At 73.1% G+C, this 17246-nt stretch carries 16 protein-coding genes and 1 pseudogene; 7 read left to right on the top strand and 10 right to left on the bottom strand.

Going from position 1 to position 17246, the window contains the following annotated elements; translation table 11 throughout:
• Positions 1-5 precede the first annotated feature (5 nt).
• From AQJ66_RS15005 to AQJ66_RS15035, 7 genes are all read left to right on the top strand, one after another.
• Entirely contained in the window at positions 6-488 is a 483-nt protein-coding gene (locus tag AQJ66_RS15005; protein WP_061921102.1) for an FMN-binding protein, read from the top strand.
• Between the two features lie 59 nt (positions 489-547).
• Complete coding sequence (locus tag AQJ66_RS15010) at positions 548-1930, top strand: ferredoxin reductase family protein (protein WP_061921104.1); 1383 nt, start codon at positions 548-550, stop codon at positions 1928-1930.
• 16 nt (positions 1931-1946) lie between these two features.
• Complete coding sequence (locus AQJ66_RS15015; protein WP_061921106.1) at positions 1947-2819, top strand: FMN-binding protein; 873 nt, start codon at positions 1947-1949, stop codon at positions 2817-2819.
• Between the two features lie 4 nt (positions 2820-2823).
• Positions 2824-3615: an FAD:protein FMN transferase gene (locus tag AQJ66_RS15020; protein ID WP_061921696.1), complete on the top strand. Its 792-nt coding sequence runs from the start codon at positions 2824-2826 to the stop codon at positions 3613-3615.
• Positions 3616-3702: 87 nt separating this feature from the next.
• Positions 3703-3882, top strand: a complete 180-nt coding sequence (locus AQJ66_RS15025) for a hypothetical protein (RefSeq protein ID WP_061921108.1) — start codon at positions 3703-3705, stop codon at positions 3880-3882.
• Positions 3883-3956: 74 nt separating this feature from the next.
• On the top strand, positions 3957-5792 hold the full coding sequence (locus AQJ66_RS15030) for an ABC transporter ATP-binding protein (protein ID WP_061921110.1): 1836 nt from the start codon (positions 3957-3959) through the stop codon (positions 5790-5792).
• Positions 5789-6664 carry a serine/threonine-protein kinase gene (locus AQJ66_RS15035; protein ID WP_061921112.1) on the top strand — a complete coding sequence of 292 codons (876 nt, stop codon included), beginning with the start codon at positions 5789-5791 and terminating at the stop codon, positions 6662-6664. The genes AQJ66_RS15030 and AQJ66_RS15035 overlap by 4 nt, the downstream gene beginning before the upstream one ends.
• A 6-nt stretch (positions 6665-6670) precedes the next feature.
• On the opposite strand, the gene AQJ66_RS15040 is transcribed toward AQJ66_RS15035, so the two are convergent.
• The 10 genes and pseudogenes from AQJ66_RS15040 to AQJ66_RS15080 form a co-directional block, all read right to left on the bottom strand.
• On the bottom strand, positions 6671-7435 hold the full coding sequence (locus AQJ66_RS15040) for a zf-HC2 domain-containing protein (protein WP_061921114.1): 765 nt from the start codon (positions 7433-7435) through the stop codon (positions 6671-6673).
• Positions 7425-8012 carry an RNA polymerase sigma factor gene (locus tag AQJ66_RS15045; RefSeq protein ID WP_061921115.1) on the bottom strand — a complete coding sequence of 196 codons (588 nt, stop codon included), beginning with the start codon at positions 8010-8012 and terminating at the stop codon, positions 7425-7427. The genes AQJ66_RS15040 and AQJ66_RS15045 overlap by 11 nt, the downstream gene beginning before the upstream one ends.
• Positions 8013-8109: 97 nt before the next feature.
• Positions 8110-8655: an arginine repressor gene (locus AQJ66_RS15050; RefSeq protein ID WP_061921117.1), complete on the bottom strand. Its 546-nt coding sequence runs from the start codon at positions 8653-8655 to the stop codon at positions 8110-8112.
• A gap of 7 nt (positions 8656-8662) precedes the next feature.
• Entirely contained in the window at positions 8663-9871 is a 1209-nt protein-coding gene (locus AQJ66_RS15055; protein WP_061921118.1) for an acetylornithine transaminase, read from the bottom strand.
• On the bottom strand, positions 9868-10803 hold the full coding sequence (gene argB, locus AQJ66_RS15060; protein WP_061921120.1) for an acetylglutamate kinase: 936 nt from the start codon (positions 10801-10803) through the stop codon (positions 9868-9870). The genes AQJ66_RS15055 and argB overlap by 4 nt, the downstream gene beginning before the upstream one ends.
• Before the next feature lie 161 nt (positions 10804-10964).
• Positions 10965-12116: a bifunctional glutamate N-acetyltransferase/amino-acid acetyltransferase ArgJ gene (gene argJ / locus AQJ66_RS15065; RefSeq protein WP_061921122.1), complete on the bottom strand. Its 1152-nt coding sequence runs from the start codon at positions 12114-12116 to the stop codon at positions 10965-10967.
• Positions 12113-13141, bottom strand: a complete 1029-nt coding sequence (gene argC / locus AQJ66_RS15070) for an N-acetyl-gamma-glutamyl-phosphate reductase (RefSeq protein WP_061921124.1) — start codon at positions 13139-13141, stop codon at positions 12113-12115. Before argC ends, argJ begins: the two co-directional genes overlap by 4 nt.
• A gap of 45 nt (positions 13142-13186) precedes the next feature.
• On the bottom strand, positions 13187-13591 hold the full coding sequence (locus AQJ66_RS15075; protein WP_061921126.1) for a GtrA family protein: 405 nt from the start codon (positions 13589-13591) through the stop codon (positions 13187-13189).
• Complete coding sequence (locus AQJ66_RS37265) at positions 13591-14541, bottom strand: glycosyltransferase family 2 protein (RefSeq protein WP_079060244.1); 951 nt, start codon at positions 14539-14541, stop codon at positions 13591-13593. Before AQJ66_RS37265 ends, AQJ66_RS15075 begins: the two co-directional genes overlap by 1 nt.
• Positions 14542-14559: 18 nt before the next feature.
• Positions 14560-17148: pseudogene (locus tag AQJ66_RS15080) on the bottom strand (YfhO family protein); the annotation flags it as partial.
• Between the last annotated feature and the right edge of the window lie 98 nt (positions 17149-17246).

Raw genomic sequence — 17246 nt, forward strand, 5'->3', positions numbered from 1 at the left:
CCGACGTGCACGCGTTGAAGAAGAACCGTCCCCTGCGCCGCATCGTGCTGGCCAGCGCGGCCACCGTCTCCGGCATGGTGATGCTGCTGACGCTGAAGCCGCACACGAGCCCCGTGCTGGCCACGACGGGCACCAAGTCCCCGACGGTGTCGAGCAGTTCGGCGGCGTCCGGCGGATCGGGCACGGCCGGCGGCGGTTCCAAGAAGTCCGTGACCAAGACCGTCACCGGGGACACCGTCCAGACCCGGTGGGGTCCGGTCCAGGTGCGGGTGACGATCAAGAGCGGCAAGCTCACCGAGGTGGCGGCCGTCAGCTACCCGCAGGACAACCCCCGTGACCAGGAGATCAACAGCTACGCGCTGCCCCAGCTGCGGCGCGAGGCGCTGGCGGCGCAGAGCGCGCAGATCGACACGGTCTCGGGAGCGACCTACACCAGCGACGGCTACCGCCAGTCGCTGCAGTCCGCGCTCGACTCCGCGGGCCTCTGAACACCCGGCGCATGCGGCACGTATCAGTGGGCCAAGGGCCGAGTCCCCACGGAGGAACCGTGACCACCACGCTCGCAGGCGGACGTGCCGCCCGCCGACAGACGATGCGCCGCATCCGTCCGCGCCGCTCCCCGGCAGTCCCGCTGCTGCTCGCCGTCTGGGCGGGCGCGGCGGCCGTGCTGTGGCTCTGGTGGCACGACACGCCGTCCATCGCGGACGACAACGGCAAGATCCTCAACGCGGGCCGGATCACCGGCCTGCTGGCCGGCTACCTGATGGCGCTGGTCGTGCTCCAGATGGCGCGCGTCCCGGCACTGGAGCGGCGGGTCGGCTCGGACCGGGTGGCGCGCTGGCACGCGATGAGCGGCCGGTACACGCTCTGCCTGGTCGCCGCCCACGTCTTCCTCACCATGTGGGGGTACGCGCTCCAGGCGGGCAAGTCGCTCGGCGACATCGTCCAGCAGACCGTCGACTCCGTGAACCAGCTGCCCGACATGGGCAAGGCGGCCGTCGGCACCGGCCTGTTCGTGGTCATCGGGGTGTCGTCGGCCGGCGGGATCCGCCGCCGGCTGCCGTACGACGCCTGGTACCACGTGCACCTGCTGACGTACGCGGCGGTGTTCCTGACCTTCTGGCACCAGATCACCACGGGCAACGACTTCGCGCTGGAGCCCATGGCCAAGACGTTCTGGTACGGGCTGTACGGCGCGGTCACCGCGCTCGTGGTCTGGTACCGCATCCTCACCCCGATCCGGCTGAACATGCGCCACCGGATGCGGGTGGAGGCGGTCATCGAGGAGACGCCGGGCATCGTGTCGGTGCTGATCGGCGGGCGCCGGCTGCACCGGATGGGCGCGGAGGCCGGCCAGTTCTTCCGCTGGCGGTTCCTCGCGCCCGGAATGCGGTTCAGCTCGCACCCGTACTCGCTGTCGGCGGCGCCCCGCCCCGACATGCTGCGGATCACCGTGAAGGCGATCGGCGACCACAGCGCCCGGCTGCGCGAGCTCACGCCCGGCACCCGGGTGTGGGCGGAGGGCCCCTACGGCGCGATGACCGCGCAGCGCCGCAGCCGCGGCAAGGTGCTGCTGGTCGCGGGAGGGGTCGGCATCACCCCGATGCGGGCGCTGTTCGAGACGCTGCCCGGGGCGGCCGGCGACATCACCCTGCTGTACCGGGCCAACACCACCCAGGATCTGGCACTGTGGGACGAGCTGGCCGCGATCGCCGAGGAGCGGGGTGCCCGGCTGATGTACGCGGTCAACAGTCCCGACGGCGAGCGTCCGGACATCTCCCCGGAGAACCTGCAGCGGAAGATCCCGGACATCGAACGCCACGACGTCTTCATGTGCGGTCCGCCCGGGTTCGCGCAGTCGGTGTACGAGGCACTGCGCGGCGCGGGGGTCCCCGCGCGCCGTATCCACCACGAGTCGTTCGAGATGTGAGCGGAGCTGCGAAGCGATGAGGAAGAGCCACCCCGTTCGGCGCGTCGTGCTGGCCACCGCGGCCACCGTGTCCGGAGTCGTGCTGCTGCTGTCGCTGAAGCCCGCCTCCGACCCGGCCGCCGCGTCGGCGGCCGGCGCGGCCCCGCCGGCGACGGCCGGGGCCCAGCAGGCGCCGCAGGGCGGCCAGCAGGGTGGCGCCGCGGCGGGCTCCGGCACGGTGACCGGGAACACGGTGCAGACCCAGTACGGGGCCGTGCAGGTCCGGCTGACCGTCTCCGGTGGCAAGATCACCAAGGCCGAGGCGGTCCAGGCGCCCAAGGGCGGGGTCAGCAGCCAGAAGACGGCGCTGGCCGTGCCGAAGCTGAACCAGGAGGCCGTGGCCGCCGGGAACGCGAACATCGACGCGGTGTCCGGGGCGACGTACACCAGCACCGGCTACAAGCAGTCGCTGCAGTCGGCGCTGGACAAGGCGAAGTCCCTGCCGTCCGGGTCGGCGGGGACCGGTTCGGCGGGGTCCGGGTCGTCCGGCTCCTCGGGGTCCACCTCGTCGGGATCCGGCTCGGCGGGGTCCGGGTCGTCCGGTACGTCCGGCTCCGCGGGCTCTGGTCAGGCGCAGACCCGTACCGTCACCGGGAAGACCGTACAGACGCAGTACGGCCCGGTGCAGGTCCGGATCACCGTCAGCAACGGGAAGATCACCAAGGCGGACGCGGTCCAGGCCCCCGCGGGCGGGCTGAGCAGCCAGAAGACGGCACTCGCCGTGCCGAAGCTGAACCAGGAGGCCGTGGCCGCCGGGAACGCGCACATCGACGCGGTCTCCGGCGCCACCTACACCAGCACCGGCTACAAGCAGTCCCTGCAGTCGGCGCTGGACCAGGCCGGTGGCTGACGCGGTGGCCGAGCCGGCTGAAGCCCCCGCCGCGCTGCGGCACGCGGAAGAGGTCATGGGGACCGTCTTCTCCTTCGACGTGCGCGGTGGGGAACCCGGTGCCGTGCGGCAGGCCCTCGGCACGGCGGTCGCGGGCCTGCACCGGGCCGACGCGCTCTTCTCCACCTACCGCGAGGACAGCGAGGTGTCCCGGCTGGCCCGCGGCGGGCTGACCGTGGCGCAGGTGGCGCCCGAGGTGGCCGAGGTGCTGGACATGGCGGCCGAGGCGGAGCGGGTGAGCGACGGCTGGTTCAGCCCGCGCTACCGGGGGTCGGTCGACCCGACCGGCATCGTCAAGGGCTGGGCCGCCGAGCGGGCCGCGCGGCTGCTGGCCGCGGTGGACGGGGTGTGCGGGGTCAGCGTGAACGGCGGCGGTGACGTCCAGATGCTGGGCGCCCCGGAGCCGCAGCGGCCGTGGCGGGTGGGGATCGCCGATCCGCTGCGTCCGGGCGGCCTGGCGGCGGTGATCTCGGCGGCCGGGGCCGAGGAGTTGTCGGTGGCCACGTCCGGGACGGCCGAGCGCGGCGCGCACATCGTGGACCCGCGCACGGGGAGGCCGGCGGTGACGGACCTGGTGTCGGTGACCGTCGTGGGGCCCCGCCTGACCTGGGTGGACTGCTGGGCGACGGCGGCGTTCGCGATGGGTTCGCGGGCCGGGCTGGCCTGGCTGGAGTCACTGCCGGACATCGAGGCGCTGCTCATCACGGCGGGCGACGAGGTGCGGTGCACCGGGGGGCTGGCGGCCCGGCTGGGCTGAAAAAGTTTCACCTGATTTGCCCGAAATGGCATCCGGATTCCGTCCTGCACCGTATCCCTTGTGGAGCGAAAATCAGGAGGAACGAATATGGCCATCTTCAGCAACCTGATGCCTGCCAATCGCCGTGACCACGGTGGATCGGGACACGGCGACTGGGGCGACAACAACAGTGGCGGCCACAACAACAACAGCGGCGGCCACAACAACAGCGGCGGCCACGGAAACCGTCACGGCAGCGGCGGCCACGGCGGCCACCACGGCTACTGATCGCCACCCGAAGGTGAGCGGACCGGATTCGAGCGGACCCGGTCCGCTTCGCCGCACCCGGAGGATTGCGTGACATGGCGAAGGTCCTGCGTCGTCTGCTGTCACTCGGTGAGCCCTCCGACGCCGTCGTCGAGGCCGCGCCGCCGGTGCCGCCGCGCGAGGTGTTCCGCCGGTTCTGGCCGTACACCCGGGGTGGCCGGCGCTGGCTGATCCCCATCGTCGTCTTCAGCCTGGTCGGCCCCCTCATCGACGCGGCGGAGATCTGGCTCTTCAAGATCGTCGTCGACGACGTGCTCGTGCCCAAGGACCTGGGGCCGTTCCTGTGGATCGCGCCGACCTACCTGGGGCTCATCCTCTTCTCCGGCATCCTCGCGTTCGCCGACGACGTGACCTCGACCTGGGTCGGGGAAGGCTTCCTGCTCTCGCTGCGCTCGGACGTCTTCCGGCACGTCCAGGGGCTGTCGCTCGGCTTCTTCGAACGCCGGCGGCTCGGGGACGTGCTGTCCCGGGTCACCGGTGACGTCGACGCCGTCGAGACGTTCCTGCTCTCTGGGGTGGCGGACGCCCTGTACTACGTGGTCCGCCTCGGTCTCTTCCTCGGCCTGCTGTTCTCCCTGTCCTGGGACCTGACCCTGCTGGCCCTGGTCATCGTGCCGATGTTCTGGGCCGCCGCCCGGCACTTCTCCCGGCTGAGCAAGGAGGCCGCGCGGGAGCGCAGGCGGCGCAGCGGCTCGCTCAGCGCGATCGCCGAGGAGTCCCTGGGCAACGTCGCACTGGTGCAGGCGTACAACCGGCAGGGCTGGGAGGAGAACCGCTTCCACCGGGAGAACCTCGGCAGGTTCCGGGCGGTGATGACCTCGACGCGGATCCGCGCCGTCTACCGCCCCATCGTGGAGCTCATCGAGGTGTCCGGCGCTCTCGCGGTGATGGGGCTCGGCACCTGGAAGCTGGCCCAGGGGCAGCTCACACTGGGCGGGCTGCTGGTCTTCCTCGCGCTGATCAGCAAGCTCTACAGCCCGGTGCGCGGCCTGTCCCGGCTGGGCACCACCTTCTACGCGGCCTCCGCCTCCGCCGAGCGGATCATCGAACTGCTCGACCAGCGACCGCAGGTGGCCGAACTGCCGCAGGCCCGGCCCACCGGGCGGGCCCGCGGGGACGTGCAGTTCGACGACGTCTGGTTCCGCTACCCCGGCGCCTCGTCCTGGGCGCTGTCGGGGGTGTCCTTCCACGCGGCACCCGGGGAGACGCTGGCGCTGGTGGGGGCCAGCGGGGCCGGCAAGTCGACGGTCGCGAAACTGCAGTTGCGGTTCTACGACCCCGAGCGCGGGGCCGTGCTCCTGGACGGCACCGACCTGCGGGAGCTGCGCCTGGCCGACGTGCGCGAGAACGTGTCGGTCGTGCTGCAGGAGACGCTCGTCTTCCACGGCACCGTGCGGGAGAACATCGCCTACGGCCGCCCGGAGGCCCCGGAGGCGGACATCGTCGCCGCGGCGCGCGCCGCGCAGGCGCACGAGTTCATCGAACGGCTTCCGGAGGGCTACGACACGCTGGTCGGCCAGCGCGGCCGGACGCTGTCCGGCGGGCAGTGCCAGCGGCTGGCGATCGCCCGCGCCATGATCAGGGACGCGCCGGTGCTGCTGCTGGACGAGCCGACCACCGGGCTCGACGTCCGCTCGGGGCGGCGGATCATGGACCCGCTGCGCCGGCTGATGGCCGGCCGGACGACCGTCGTCATCTCCCACAACCTGCTGACCGTCCGCGACGCCACCCGCATCGTGGTGCTCGACCACGGCCGGGTCGTGGAGGACGGCTCCCATGACGAGCTGATCAAGCGCGACGGGGCGTACGCCCGGCTGTACCGGCTCAGCGCGGTGGCCGGGCCCCCGACCGAAGGGAAGGTGCTGTCGTGAGCGTCTCCACCACCGAGGCCCCTCCCCTGGCCCCACCCCTCCCCCCGGGCACCGAGCCGGCCCCGGGCTACCAGGTGCTGGGGCATCTGGCGCGCACCGGCTGGCTGGACGTCTACGACGCCTGGAGCGAGGAACGGGCCTGCCGCTGCGTCATCAAGGCACTGCGCCCCGACCACCGGGGCGAGGAGGGGCCGACCGAGCGGCTGCTGCGTGAGGGACGGTGGCTGCGCCGCTTCACCCACCCGCACCTGGTGCGCGGCTACGAGACCCTCGAGGCGCCCGAGCCGCTCGTCGTCCTGGAGACCCTGACCGGCGAGACGCTGTCCCACCTCGTGCACCGGCTGCGGCGCCGGCCGGCCGCCACCGACGTGGCGCTGCTCGGCGTCCAGCTGTGCTCCGCGGTGCACTACCTGCACCGGCAGGGTCTGCTGCACCTGGACGTCAAGTCGTCCAACGTGGTGGTGGAGCGCGGCCACGCGAAGGTGCTGGACCTGAGCCTGGCGCGGCCGCCCGGTCCCGCGCCCGCCGGGATCGGCACCTGCTGCTACCTGTCCCCGGAACAGGCCCGCGGCGAGCCGCTCACGGCCGCCGCCGACGTGTGGGGCATCGGCATCACCCTGTTCGAGGTGGCCTGCGGCGACGTGCCGTTCGCCTGCCCGGGACCGGCGACCGGATCCGGCGGCGGTTCCGCCGGTGCGCGGTACCCCCAGGTGCGGTACCCGGTCCCGCCGATCGCGTCCCGGCGGCGCCTGCCCCCCGCGCTCGCCACCGCCGTCGACCGCTGCCTGAGCCCCGACCCGTCCGCCCGGCCCGCGGTCACCGCACTGGCGGCGGCCCTGGCGGCGACGCTGCCCGGCCCGGGGCGCGGCTGATTCCCGTTACGTCTGGCCGGTTCCCGTCAGCACCTGCCCCGTCTGGAGGTGGGCCGTGGCGAGGACCGTGCCGTCGGGGGAGACCAGGCGGGCGCCGGACACGCCCCGGGAGTCGACCCGGGCCGTGCTGCCCCAGTCGCCCTGGCCCTCGCGCAGGGCGAACTCGCCGAGGCGGACCGTCCCGCCGTCGGAGCGCTCCAGCAGGCAGGTGACCTTGCCGCTGTAGGGTCTGCCGGCACCGTCGAGGGCGACGGACATGAAGATCCAGCCCGGCCTGCCGGGGTGCGCGTAGACCTCGCCGACGGAGCGTCCGGCGTCGGCCGCCGAGGTCATGTCGCCGACCAGCATGGGCTCGCCGCGCGGGGCGGCCGGTGCCGAGGCGGTGACGTCCTCGATGGCCGTGCCGACGGCCCAGCCCGCGAACCCGCAGAGGGCGGCGAGCGTGACGGCGGCCGGCGCGAGCCCGATGCGGGCCAGGACCGGACGGCCGCCCAGGCCGCGTGCGCGCGCGGACCCGTGGCCCTCGTGCGCCGTGGTGTCCGGCGTCAGCCTGCGGACCACCCGGGTCTCGAACCCGAGCGGTGGCTCCTGGTCCGGCAGCAGGCCGATCAGCCGTTCGCCGACCCGGCAGAGCGGCTCGATGAACTGCCGGCAGTCCGCGCACCGGTCCAGGTGGGCGATCGCCTCCGCCCGCTCCCGTCCGGGCAGCACGCCCAGCGCCAGCTCGGCACTGGCCTCTCGCAACTGCTCGCAGCTCATGTCACTCGGCATGGTCGCCTCGCCTCACCGACGCGAGGGTCTTGCGCAGCTTCGCCATCGCCGCCCTGATCCGCGTCTTGGCGGTGCCCAGCGGAATGCCCTCCGCGTCGGCGATCTGCTGGGCCGTCATTCCGTAGATACCTGCCATCACCAGGGCACGGGCCTGTTCCCGCGGCAGTCGCGCCAGGGCGGCCCGGAGCCGGGACGAGGCCTCGTCGGCCAGCGCCCACCGCTCGGGGGTCTCGGTGACGACGCCGAGCAGGGCGTCGAGGTCCTCGGGTGCCACCGGCTCCGTCCGCCGGGCGCGGACGGCATCGATGGCGAGGTTGTGCGCGATGGTCGTCAGCCAGGTCGCGACCGAACCGCGGCGCGAGTCGTAGATCTGCGCGTGACGCCAGGCGCGCTCGAACGTCTGCTGGGCGATGTCCTCGGCGAGCTGAGGATCTCCGGTGACCGCCATGGCGACGCCGAAGACCCGGTGCTGGAACCTCCGTACGAAAGTGACGGCGAGGTCCGGGTCCCCGGTGGCCAGTCCGGACAGCAGTGCTTCGTCCGGGAGCCGGTCCACCGGGGACCGAAAACCCGTCACACCTCTATGTACGGCTGGGCGCCGCCACGGGATTGCCCGCCCGTTGCGGAAGGTCACCCCTCCATCTAACGCCCCCGGCTCGGGCTCCGCACCCGGGTCAGTGCCCGTTCTGCGCGAGGCGCAGCAGATGGTCCGCGAGCGCCTGGCCGCCGGCCGGCTCGCGGCTGATCAGCAGCAGGGTGTCGTCACCGGCGATGGTGCCGAGGATGTCGTGCAGTTCGGCCTGGTCGATCGCCGAGGCCAGGAACTGGGCCGCGCCCGGCGGGGTGCGCAGGACCACGAGGTTGGCGGAGGCCTCCGCGGAGATCAGCAGCTCCTGGGAGAGCCGCCGCATGCGTTCCTCCTTCGCCGACCCCCCGAGCGGTGCGCGGGGGGTACGGAACCCGCCCTCGCTCGGCACCGCGTAGATCAGGTCGCCGTCGGTGTTGCGGATCTTCACCGCGTTCAGCTCGTCGAGGTCCCGGGAGAGCGTGGCCTGGGTGACGTTCAGCCCGTCGTCGGCGAGCAGCTTCGCCAGCTGGCTCTGCGACCGCACCGGCTGCCGGTTGAGGATGTCCACGATCCGGCGGTGGCGGGCGGTGCGGGTCTGCGGCACGGCGGGCCCGGCGCCCGCCGCCTGCTCGTGGTCCTGCGCCTGGCTCATCGTCGTCTCATTCCCCGGTTCGTCCGTCCCCGTCGCTTGCGTCGAGGATGCCGGGCAGCGCCCGGAGCAGCGCGCCCGCCTCGTCGTCGCGGAGGTTCAGCGGCGGCATGAGCCGTACGACGTCGGGGGCGGGCGCGTTCACCAGGAACCCGGCCTCCTGGGCCGCCTGCTGCACCTGTGGCGCGTGCGGCCCGGTGAGCACGATACCCAGCAGCAGGCCCGCGCCCCGGACATAATCGATCAACGGGTGGCCCAGGGCCTCGATTCCCTCGCGCAGTTTCTCGCCCTGCCGCTTGGCGTTCTCCAGCAGCCCCTGGTCCGCGACGGTGTCGAGGACGGCGAGCCCGGCGGCGCAGGCGACCGGGTTGCCGCCGAAGGTGGTGCCGTGCTGGCCCGGCTGCAGCAGGTCCGCGGCGCGGCCGAAGGCGACGGTGGCGCCGAGCGGCAGCCCGCCGCCGAGCTGCTTGGCGAGGGTGACGACGTCGGGCAGGACGCCCTCGTGGGCCTGGTACGCGAACCAGGTGCCGGTGCGGCCGACGCCGGTCTGCACCTCGTCCAGGACCAGCAGGGCACCCGTGGCGGCGGTGATCGCGCGGGCCGCCTTGAGGTAGCCGGGCGGGGGCACGACCACGCCGTTCTCGCCCTGGATCGGCTCGATGACGACGAGGGCCGTCTCCTCGGTGACCGCCGCGGCCAGCGCCTGCGCGTCGCCGTAGGGCACGTGGGTGACGTCGCCGGGCAGCGGCAGGAACGGTTCCCGCTTGGCGGGCTGGCCGGTGAGCGCGAGGGCGCCCATGGTGCGGCCGTGGAAGCCGCCCTGGGTGGCGACCATGTGGGTCCGCCCGGTCAGCCGGCCGATCTTGACGGCTGCCTCGTTGGCCTCGGCGCCGGAGTTGCAGAAGAAGACCCGGCCCTCGCGGCCGAAGAGCTGCAGGAGCCGTTCGGCGAGGGCGACGGTGGGCTCGGCCAGGAAGAGGTTGGAGACGTGGCCGAGGGAGGCGATCTGCCGGCTGACGGCCTCCACGATCGCCGGGTGGGCGTGGCCGAGGGCGTTGGTGGCGATGCCGCCGACGAAGTCGAGGTAGGCGCGGCCCTCGGCGTCCCAGACCTTCAGGCCCTCGCCGCGCACCAGGGGCAGCCTCGGGGTGCCGTAGTTGTTCATCAGCGCGCCCTGCCAGCGCGCGGTCAGTTCCGTGTTGGTCGCGGTGCCCGTCATGACTGCTCCCCCTCGGCTTCGTCGGGTACGACCATGGTGCCGATGCCCTCGTCGGTGAAGATCTCCAGCAGGATGGAGTGCTGGACCCGGCCGTCGATGACGCGGGCGGTGTGCACGCCGTTGCGCACGGCGTGCAGGCAGCCCTCCATCTTCGGCACCATGCCGGCGGCCAGGTCCGGCAGCAGCTTCTCCAGCTGGGACGCGGTGAGGCGGCTGATCACCTCGTCGGAGTGCGGCCAGTCCTCGTAGAGGCCCTCGACGTCGGTGAGGACCATGAGCGTTTCGGCGCCCAGTGCCGCAGCGAGTGCCGCAGCCGCCGTATCAGCATTGACGTTGTAGACATGTCCGTCGTCCTGGGAGCGGGCGATCGAGGAGACGACCGGGATGCGGCCGTCGGCGAGCAGGGCCTCGATGGCTCCGGTGTCGATGTCGGTGATCTCGCCGACCCGGCCGATGTCGACCAGCTCGCCGTCGATCTCGGGCCGGTGCCGGGTGGCGGTGATGGTGTGCGCGTCCTCGCCGGTGAGGCCGACGGCGAGCGGGCCGTGCCGGTTGAGCAGGCCGACCAGCTCGCGCTGCACCTGTCCGGCCAGCACCATGCGGACGACGTCCATGGCGTCCTCGGTGGTGACGCGCAGGCCCGCCTTGAACTCGCTGACGATGCCGTGCCGGTCGAGCGCCCGGCTGATCTGCGGGCCGCCGCCGTGCACGACGACCGGCTTCAGCCCGGCGTGGTGCAGGAACACCACGTCCTGGGCGAAGGCGGCCTTCAGCTCGTCGTCGATCATGGCGTTGCCGCCGAACTTGATGACGACGGTCTTGCCGTTGTGCCGGACCAGCCAGGGCAGGGCCTCGATGAGGATCTGCGCCTTGGGCAGCGCGGTGTGCTTGCGCGTCGTGGACTTTCGCTCTTCTGAGTGATTGACCGTCATAGCCGACTTTCGGAAGTATTCGGGTCAGCCGCCGGGCGGGCGGTGCTGGCCTGCGGAGGCGATGTAAGACTCATCCCGGACTCGTCCGGGGCGAGCGGTCGCCTGTGAGACAGGAACCCTCGCTGGTGACGCCGAGGACCCGCGACAACCAAGCGGGCACGTCAAGAGGAGTACGCGCTGTTCTCGTGGACATAGTCGGCCGTGAGGTCGTTGGTCCAGATCGTCGCAGACTCATCGCCTGCCGCGAGGTCCGCAATGATGTGGACCTCGCGGTAGCGCATGTCGACCTTCTCGCGGTCCTCGCCCACGCCGCCGTTCTTGCACACCCACACGCCGTTGATGGCGACGCTGAGCCGGTCGGGCTCGAAGGCGGCCCGGGTGGTGCCGATCGCGGAGAGCACCCGGCCCCAGTTGGGGTCCTCGCCGTGGACGGCGCACTTGAGGAGGTTGTTGCGGGCGATGGAGCGGCCGACCTCGACGGCGTCCTCCTCGGTCGCGGCGTTGACGACCTCGACCTTGATGTCCTTGGAGGCGCCCTCGGCGTCCCGGATGAGCTGCTGCCCGAGGTCGTCGCAGACCTGCCGCACCGCCTCGGCGAACTCGTCGTAGCCGGGGGTGACGCCGGAGGAGCCGGAGGCCAGCAGGAGCACGGTGTCGTTGGTGGACATGCAGCCGTCGGAGTCGACCCGGTCGAAGGTGACCCGGGTGGCGGCGCGCAGGGCCTCGTCCAGGGTGTCGCCGCCGAGGTCGGCGTCGGTGGTGAGGACGACGAGCATGGTGGCGAGGCCCGGCGCGAGCATGCCGGCGCCCTTGGCCATGCCGCCCACGGTCCAGCCGTCCTTGGTGACGACCGACGTCTTGTGGACGGTGTCGGTGGTCTTGATGGCGATGGCGGCCTTCTCCCCGCCGTGCTCGGAGAGCTGGGCGGCGGCCGTCTCGATGCCCGGGAGCAGCTTGTCCATGGGCAGCAGGACGCCGATCAGGCCGGTGGAGCAGACGGCGACCTCGATGGCGCCCCGGCCCAGCACCTCGGCCGCCTTCTCGGCGGTGGCGTGCGTGTCCTGGAAGCCCTTGGGTCCCGTACAGGCGTTGGCGCCGCCGGAGTTGAGGACGACGGCGGAGACCTGGCCGCTCTTGAGGACCTGCTCGGACCACAGCACCGGCGCGGCCTTCACGCGGTTGGAGGTGAAGACGCCCGCGGCGGCACGGCGCGGCCCGGTGTTGACTACGAGGGCCAGGTCGGGGTTGCCGTTCTCCTTGATCCCGGCGGCGATGCCCGCCGCCGTGAATCCCTTGGCTGCCGTGACGCTCACGGTGCGACTCCGATCGTGGAAAGCCCGGTGGTCTCGTCGAGTCCGAGGGCGAGGTTCATGCTCTGGACGGCACCGCCCGCGGTGCCCTTGGTGAGGTTGTCGATGGCGCTGATGGCGATGACGCGGCCGGCGGACTCGTCCAGGGCGACCTGCACCTGAACGGCGTTGGAACCGTGGACGGACGCGGTGGCGGGCCACTGTCCCTCGGGGAGCAGGTGGACGAAGGGCTCGTCGGCGAAGGCCTTGGCGTAGGCGGCGCGGACCGCCTCGCCGGTCACGCCCGGCCGGGCCTTCGCGCTGCACGTGGCGAGGATCCCGCGGGGCATCGGCGCGAGCGTCGGGGTGAAGGAGACCGAGATCCGCTCCCCCGCCGCCGCGCTGAGGTTCTGGATCATCTCGGGCGTGTGCCGGTGGCCGCCGCCCACGCCGTAGGGCGACATCGACCCCATGACCTCGCTGCCCAGCAGGTGCGGCTTGGGCGCCTTGCCCGCGCCGGAGGTGCCGGAGGCGGCGACGACCACGGCCTCGGGCTCGGCGAGGTGGGCGGCGTACGCGGGGAAGAGGGCGAGGGACACGGCGGTCGGGTAGCAACCGGGCACCGCGATGCGCTTGGACCCCTCCAGCGCGGAGCGGGCACCCGGCAGTTCGGGAAGGCCGTAGGGCCAGGTGCCGGCGTGCGGGGAGCCGTAGAACCGCTCCCAGTCGGCCGGGTCCTTCAGCCGGAAGTCGGCGCCCATGTCGACCACGAGGACGTCCGGGCCGAGCCGCTCGGCGACGGCGGCGGACTGCCCGTGGGGCAGGGCCAGGAAGACGACGTCGTGCCCGTCGAGGGCCTCGGGGGTGGTCTCGGTCAGCACCCGGCCGGCCAGCGGCAGCAGGTGCGGCTGGAGCGCGTCGAGCCGCTGCCCGGCGTTGGAGTTGCCGGTCAGGGCACCGATCTCGACCTCGGGGTGCGCGAGGAGCAGCCGCAGGACCTCTCCGCCCGCGTATCCGCTCGCCCCGGCCACCGCCGCACGTACCGCCATGTCCACCCTCCTCCTGATGGCATGACTATACGTATCGATGCACGTTTATGCAATCGTCTCGGGCTTGGGCAGCATGACCCGGCGGGAGACCAGGAAGGTGACGGGGATGGCCGCCGCCGAGGCGAGCAGCGGGGCGAAGCGGCTACCGGCGTGCAGGACGTCGACGATCACGTACACCCCGGCGGTGGTGATGACGAAATTCGTGACGTTCGTCAGCGGGAACAGCAGGAATTTCCGCCAGGTGGGCCGCGTCCGGTAGGTGAAGCGCGCGTTCAGGAAGAAGGAGCCGACCATGCTGATCAGAAAGGCCAGGACGTGCGCCGCGAGATAGGGCAGGCAGGTCAGGAACAACAGGTACAGGCAGTAATAGGTGGCCGTGTTCACCACGCCGACCACGACGAAGGTGAGGATCTGCCTCGACACGGCGTTCGGCAGCGGGGCGTTCGGCATCAGGGGATGAGGTCTTTCGTCCGTTTCACGTTGGTCGCCTTCACCAGGAAGTGCGGACGCTGCTTCACCTCGTAGTAGATGCGGCCGGTGTACTCCCCGATGACTCCCAGCATGACCATCTGCACGCCGGCGAGGGCCGTGACGGCCGTGATGATGGTCACATAGCCGGGGGTCTGCACGCCGTGGACGAGCGCGGCGCCCACGATCCAGGCGGTGTACAGCCCCGCGCACAGCAGCAGCCCCATACCGAGCCAGAGGGCGGCGCGCAGCGGCCGGTTGTTGAAGGACAGCAGGCCGTCGAGGCCGTAGTTGAGCAGGCCGCGCAGGTTCCAGGAGCTGCGGCCGGCCTCGCGGACGGCGTTCTCGTAGCCGAGGGTGGTGCTCGGAAAGCCCACCCAGGCGAACAGGCCCTTGGAGAAGCGGTTGTACTCGGTCAGGGCCAGCACGGCGTCCACCACCCGGCGCGACAGCAGGCGGAAGTCGCCCACGCCGTCGACCAGTTCGACGTCGACCAGCCGGTTGACGAGCCGGTAGTACAGGCGGGCGGTGAAGGTGCGGGTGACCCGGTCGCCGGTGCGGGTGCGCCGGGCGATGACCTGGTCGTGGCCCTGCTCGCGCAGTTCCACCATCCGCCTGATCAGCCGCGGCGGGTGCTGGAGGTCGGCGTCCATGACGACGACGGAGTCCCCCGAGGCGTGCCGGAGCCCGGCGAGCAGGGCCGCCTCCTTGCCGAAGTTGCGGCTGAAGGAGACGTACCGCACGCGGGGGTCGCGGTCCGCGAGGTGCTCCAGCACGGCGAGCGTGCGGTCGCGGCTGCCGTCGTCGACGTACACGAACTCCATGTCGTGGCCGAGCGGCAGCAGGTCGTCCGCGACCCGCTGGACCTCCTCGTGGAAGCGTTCGAGGACGTCCTCCTCGTTGTAGCAGGGCGCGACGATGGATATCAGCATGGCGGATCCCCTCAGGGGCGCGGTCGGGAGGCGGTGGTCACGCGCTCGGGTGGTCGTGTGCGGTGCCGGGGCGCGCCGCCGGCGGACGGCGCCGAGCGCGGCGAGCAGGGCCAGGGTGAGCAGCGAGGCACCCCCGACGGCCGTGCCCAGCCGCAGGCCCGGCGGACGGAAGGTGCAGGTCAGCGAGGTGGATCTGCCGTCGAGGGGGACGGCGACCAGGCCGTGGTACGACCCGGCGGGGCGGGCCGGTGCGTCGCCGGTGGCGCACCGCCAGCCGGCGATCCGGGGTGCGGCGACGACGGCGAGCCCCCGGCCGCCGGCGGGCAGCCGGGCCCGCAGGGTGCCGTCGGAGACGGTCACCCCGGTGGCGCCGGTGGCGGTCAGCCGGGCGGCCGCGGCCCGCAGCCGCCCGGTGTCCAGGCAGCCGATCGCTCCGCCCGGGACGACGCCGGGCCGGTCGGGGGTCAGCGCGATCCGCACGTCGCCGGACGCCGGGGCCCGGCCGAGCGGCTCCATGGCGGCGCGGGCCCGCGGGTACTCGAACCGGAAGCGCGCGTCGCCGGCGGCGCCGTCGAGCCGCGCCCGGCCCGAGAAGTGCGGGGCCCACAGGTACACCTGGCTGCCGGCCGGGCAGCGGGCGCTGACCCTCGGCCGGGCCACGGCGGGCCCGGAGCCGACGCGGCGGCCCGGGTCCGGCCGCCCGGTGTCGTCGCGCACGGCGATCCGGGGCACGGTGTACACGCGGCTGCCGAGCAGCATCTCCTGGTTGCGGTACGGCGACGCCCCGAAGGGGGCGCGGACGGGTGCGGCCCGCACGGTCACCAGGGGCGGCACGGCCCGGTGGGAGACGGCCGGCGGGCCGGTGTCGGGCGCCCCGTCGCTCCCGTGCGGGTCCTGGTGCGGGTCGGGCGGGGAGTGCACCCGGGCGCCGACGGAGAAGACGACGTCGGTGACGGCGTTGTCCAGGCTCTGCACGCTGCGGCCGCGCGAGGTCCAGCCGCCGCCCAGCGCGGTGAGCGTCCGGCTCAGCACGTCGGAGGTCAGGCTGCTGTAGTACTGCGCCCCCTGGCCGCCGACCAGCATCGGGTCGTTGGCGACGGTCTGCTCGCGGCCGGGGTCGGTGCGCCGGCGGGGCCAGTCGTCGGCCCCGGCGACCGCCGCCGCCTGGCGCTGCTGCCGCTGCCCCCAGGGCGCGTAGTCGTCCAGGTGCGCGAGGCGCTGCCGGGAGGCCATGGCGGAGGTGGCGGCGGCCTCCCCGGTCTGTGCTCCGAGCAGCAGGACGACGGCCAGGGCGGCCGGGGCGCGGCCGCGCCCCCCGGTGTCCGCGCGGCGCAGCAGCGCCAGTCCGCCGAGCGCGCCGGCGGTGGCGAGCAGCAGCACCGGCCAGGTGTAGCCCCGTACCAGCCCGCTGCGGCTCGCCAGGGCCGTGATCAGGGCGAGCAGCCCGGCCGCCGCGGCGAGGGCGCGCCACGGGGGCGGGCCGTGGGACAGCGTGTGCCAGGCGGCGATCACCAGCAGTCCGCACAGGACGAAGGTCTGGCGGTAGGGGCTGCCCTGCGGGGTGGCGAAGGCGTGCCAGACCAGGTGGGTGGGCGTCCACTGCAGCGACAGGGTCACCGCGAGGACGAGCAGCGTCCAGCCGGCGCGCACCCGGGCCGGGACCGCGCGGTGGAACGGCAGGGCGAGGGCCAGGAGCAGGGCCGTCACGCCGACGTACAGGGCGGGCGAGCCCCAGCCGTACGTCGCCGGAAGCAGCCGGGCGAGCAGGTTCTCGCTTCCCACCGGGGCGAACTGCCGCACGCGGCCCGGGTAGGCGTGCCGGGTGCCGAAGTAGACGACCGTCACCAGCGGGGCGGCGAGGCCCGTGCCGAGCACGACGCCGAGGGCCGCGCGGCCCGCGGTGGCCAGGGCCCGGCGCCGGGGCAGTCCGGAGAGCGGCAGGCGGAGCAGGAGGACGAGGCCGGCGCCGAGGGTGGCCATGTAGCCGGTGTAGAAGTTGGCGGTCCAGGCGAGGGCCACGACGAGCACCCCGGCCACCGGGCGCCGCCGGGCCATCGTCCACTCGCCGGCCAGGCAGAGCAGCGGCAGGACGACGAGGCCGTCGAGCCACATCGGGTTGTAGGAGGCGTCGGCCACGCTCCAGCCGCACAGGGCGTAGGCGGCACCGAGCAGGCTCGCCGCCCACCAGCGCCCCGGCCGCAGGGTGAGCAGCAGCCAGGCCATGGCGGCGGCGGCCGAGGCGGTCTTCAGGACGGTGATCACGTACACCGCGAGGTCGATCCCGTCCCGCGGGAAGAGCGCCACGAGCGGGGCGAAGGGGCTGCTGAGGTACGTGCCGAGGTCGGGCAGGAAGCTGGAGCCGTACCCGGACTGCCAGTTGACGAGGAGGCCGCCGTCCGCGCGGCCGTGCAGCAGGTCCCACAGGTGGGCGTGGAAGGGCACGTACTGGTTGCCCAGGTCGTTGACGTCGCGGGTGCGCGGGCCGAAGGGGTGGACGCGGGCGAGGGCGTCGCCCGCGCAGAGCGCCGCCGCCGTGAGGACCGCGGCGAGGAGGGCCGCCGCCGGGACGGGACGGCGCGGACCACCGGGCGAGGTCGGGCGTTCCATTTCTCGGCGTACTCCCAGCGAATTCATTGCTTTTGTTTTCGCCGGGTCAGACGGGGCGGAATGCGTGATGGTTGCACGCACGCCGGAAAGTGGGACAG

The organism is Streptomyces bungoensis, assembly GCF_001514215.1.
Lineage (GTDB): Bacteria > Actinomycetota > Actinomycetes > Streptomycetales > Streptomycetaceae > Streptomyces > Streptomyces bungoensis.

Bases quoted from the DNA above. Each gene is read 5' to 3' on its own strand.
- AQJ66_RS15050 (WP_061921117.1), bottom strand. From the start codon at position 8,655: ATGAGCCAGGCGCAGGACCACGAGCAGGCGGCGGGCGCCGGGCCCGCC.
- AQJ66_RS37265 (WP_079060244.1), bottom strand. From the start codon at position 14,541: ATGCTGATATCCATCGTCGCGCCCTGCTACAACGAGGAGGACGTCCTC.
- AQJ66_RS15030 (WP_061921110.1), top strand. From the start codon at position 3,957: ATGGCGAAGGTCCTGCGTCGTCTGCTGTCACTCGGTGAGCCCTCCGAC.
- argB (WP_061921120.1), bottom strand. From the start codon at position 10,803: ATGACGGTCAATCACTCAGAAGAGCGAAAGTCCACGACGCGCAAGCAC.
- AQJ66_RS15040 (WP_061921114.1), bottom strand. From the start codon at position 7,435: ATGCCGAGTGACATGAGCTGCGAGCAGTTGCGAGAGGCCAGTGCCGAG.
- AQJ66_RS15015 (WP_061921106.1), top strand. From the start codon at position 1,947: ATGAGGAAGAGCCACCCCGTTCGGCGCGTCGTGCTGGCCACCGCGGCC.
- AQJ66_RS15055 (WP_061921118.1), bottom strand. From the start codon at position 9,871: ATGACGGGCACCGCGACCAACACGGAACTGACCGCGCGCTGGCAGGGC.
- AQJ66_RS15025 (WP_061921108.1), top strand. From the start codon at position 3,703: ATGGCCATCTTCAGCAACCTGATGCCTGCCAATCGCCGTGACCACGGT.
- AQJ66_RS15075 (WP_061921126.1), bottom strand. From the start codon at position 13,591: ATGCCGAACGCCCCGCTGCCGAACGCCGTGTCGAGGCAGATCCTCACC.
- argC (WP_061921124.1), bottom strand. From the start codon at position 13,141: ATGGCGGTACGTGCGGCGGTGGCCGGGGCGAGCGGATACGCGGGCGGA.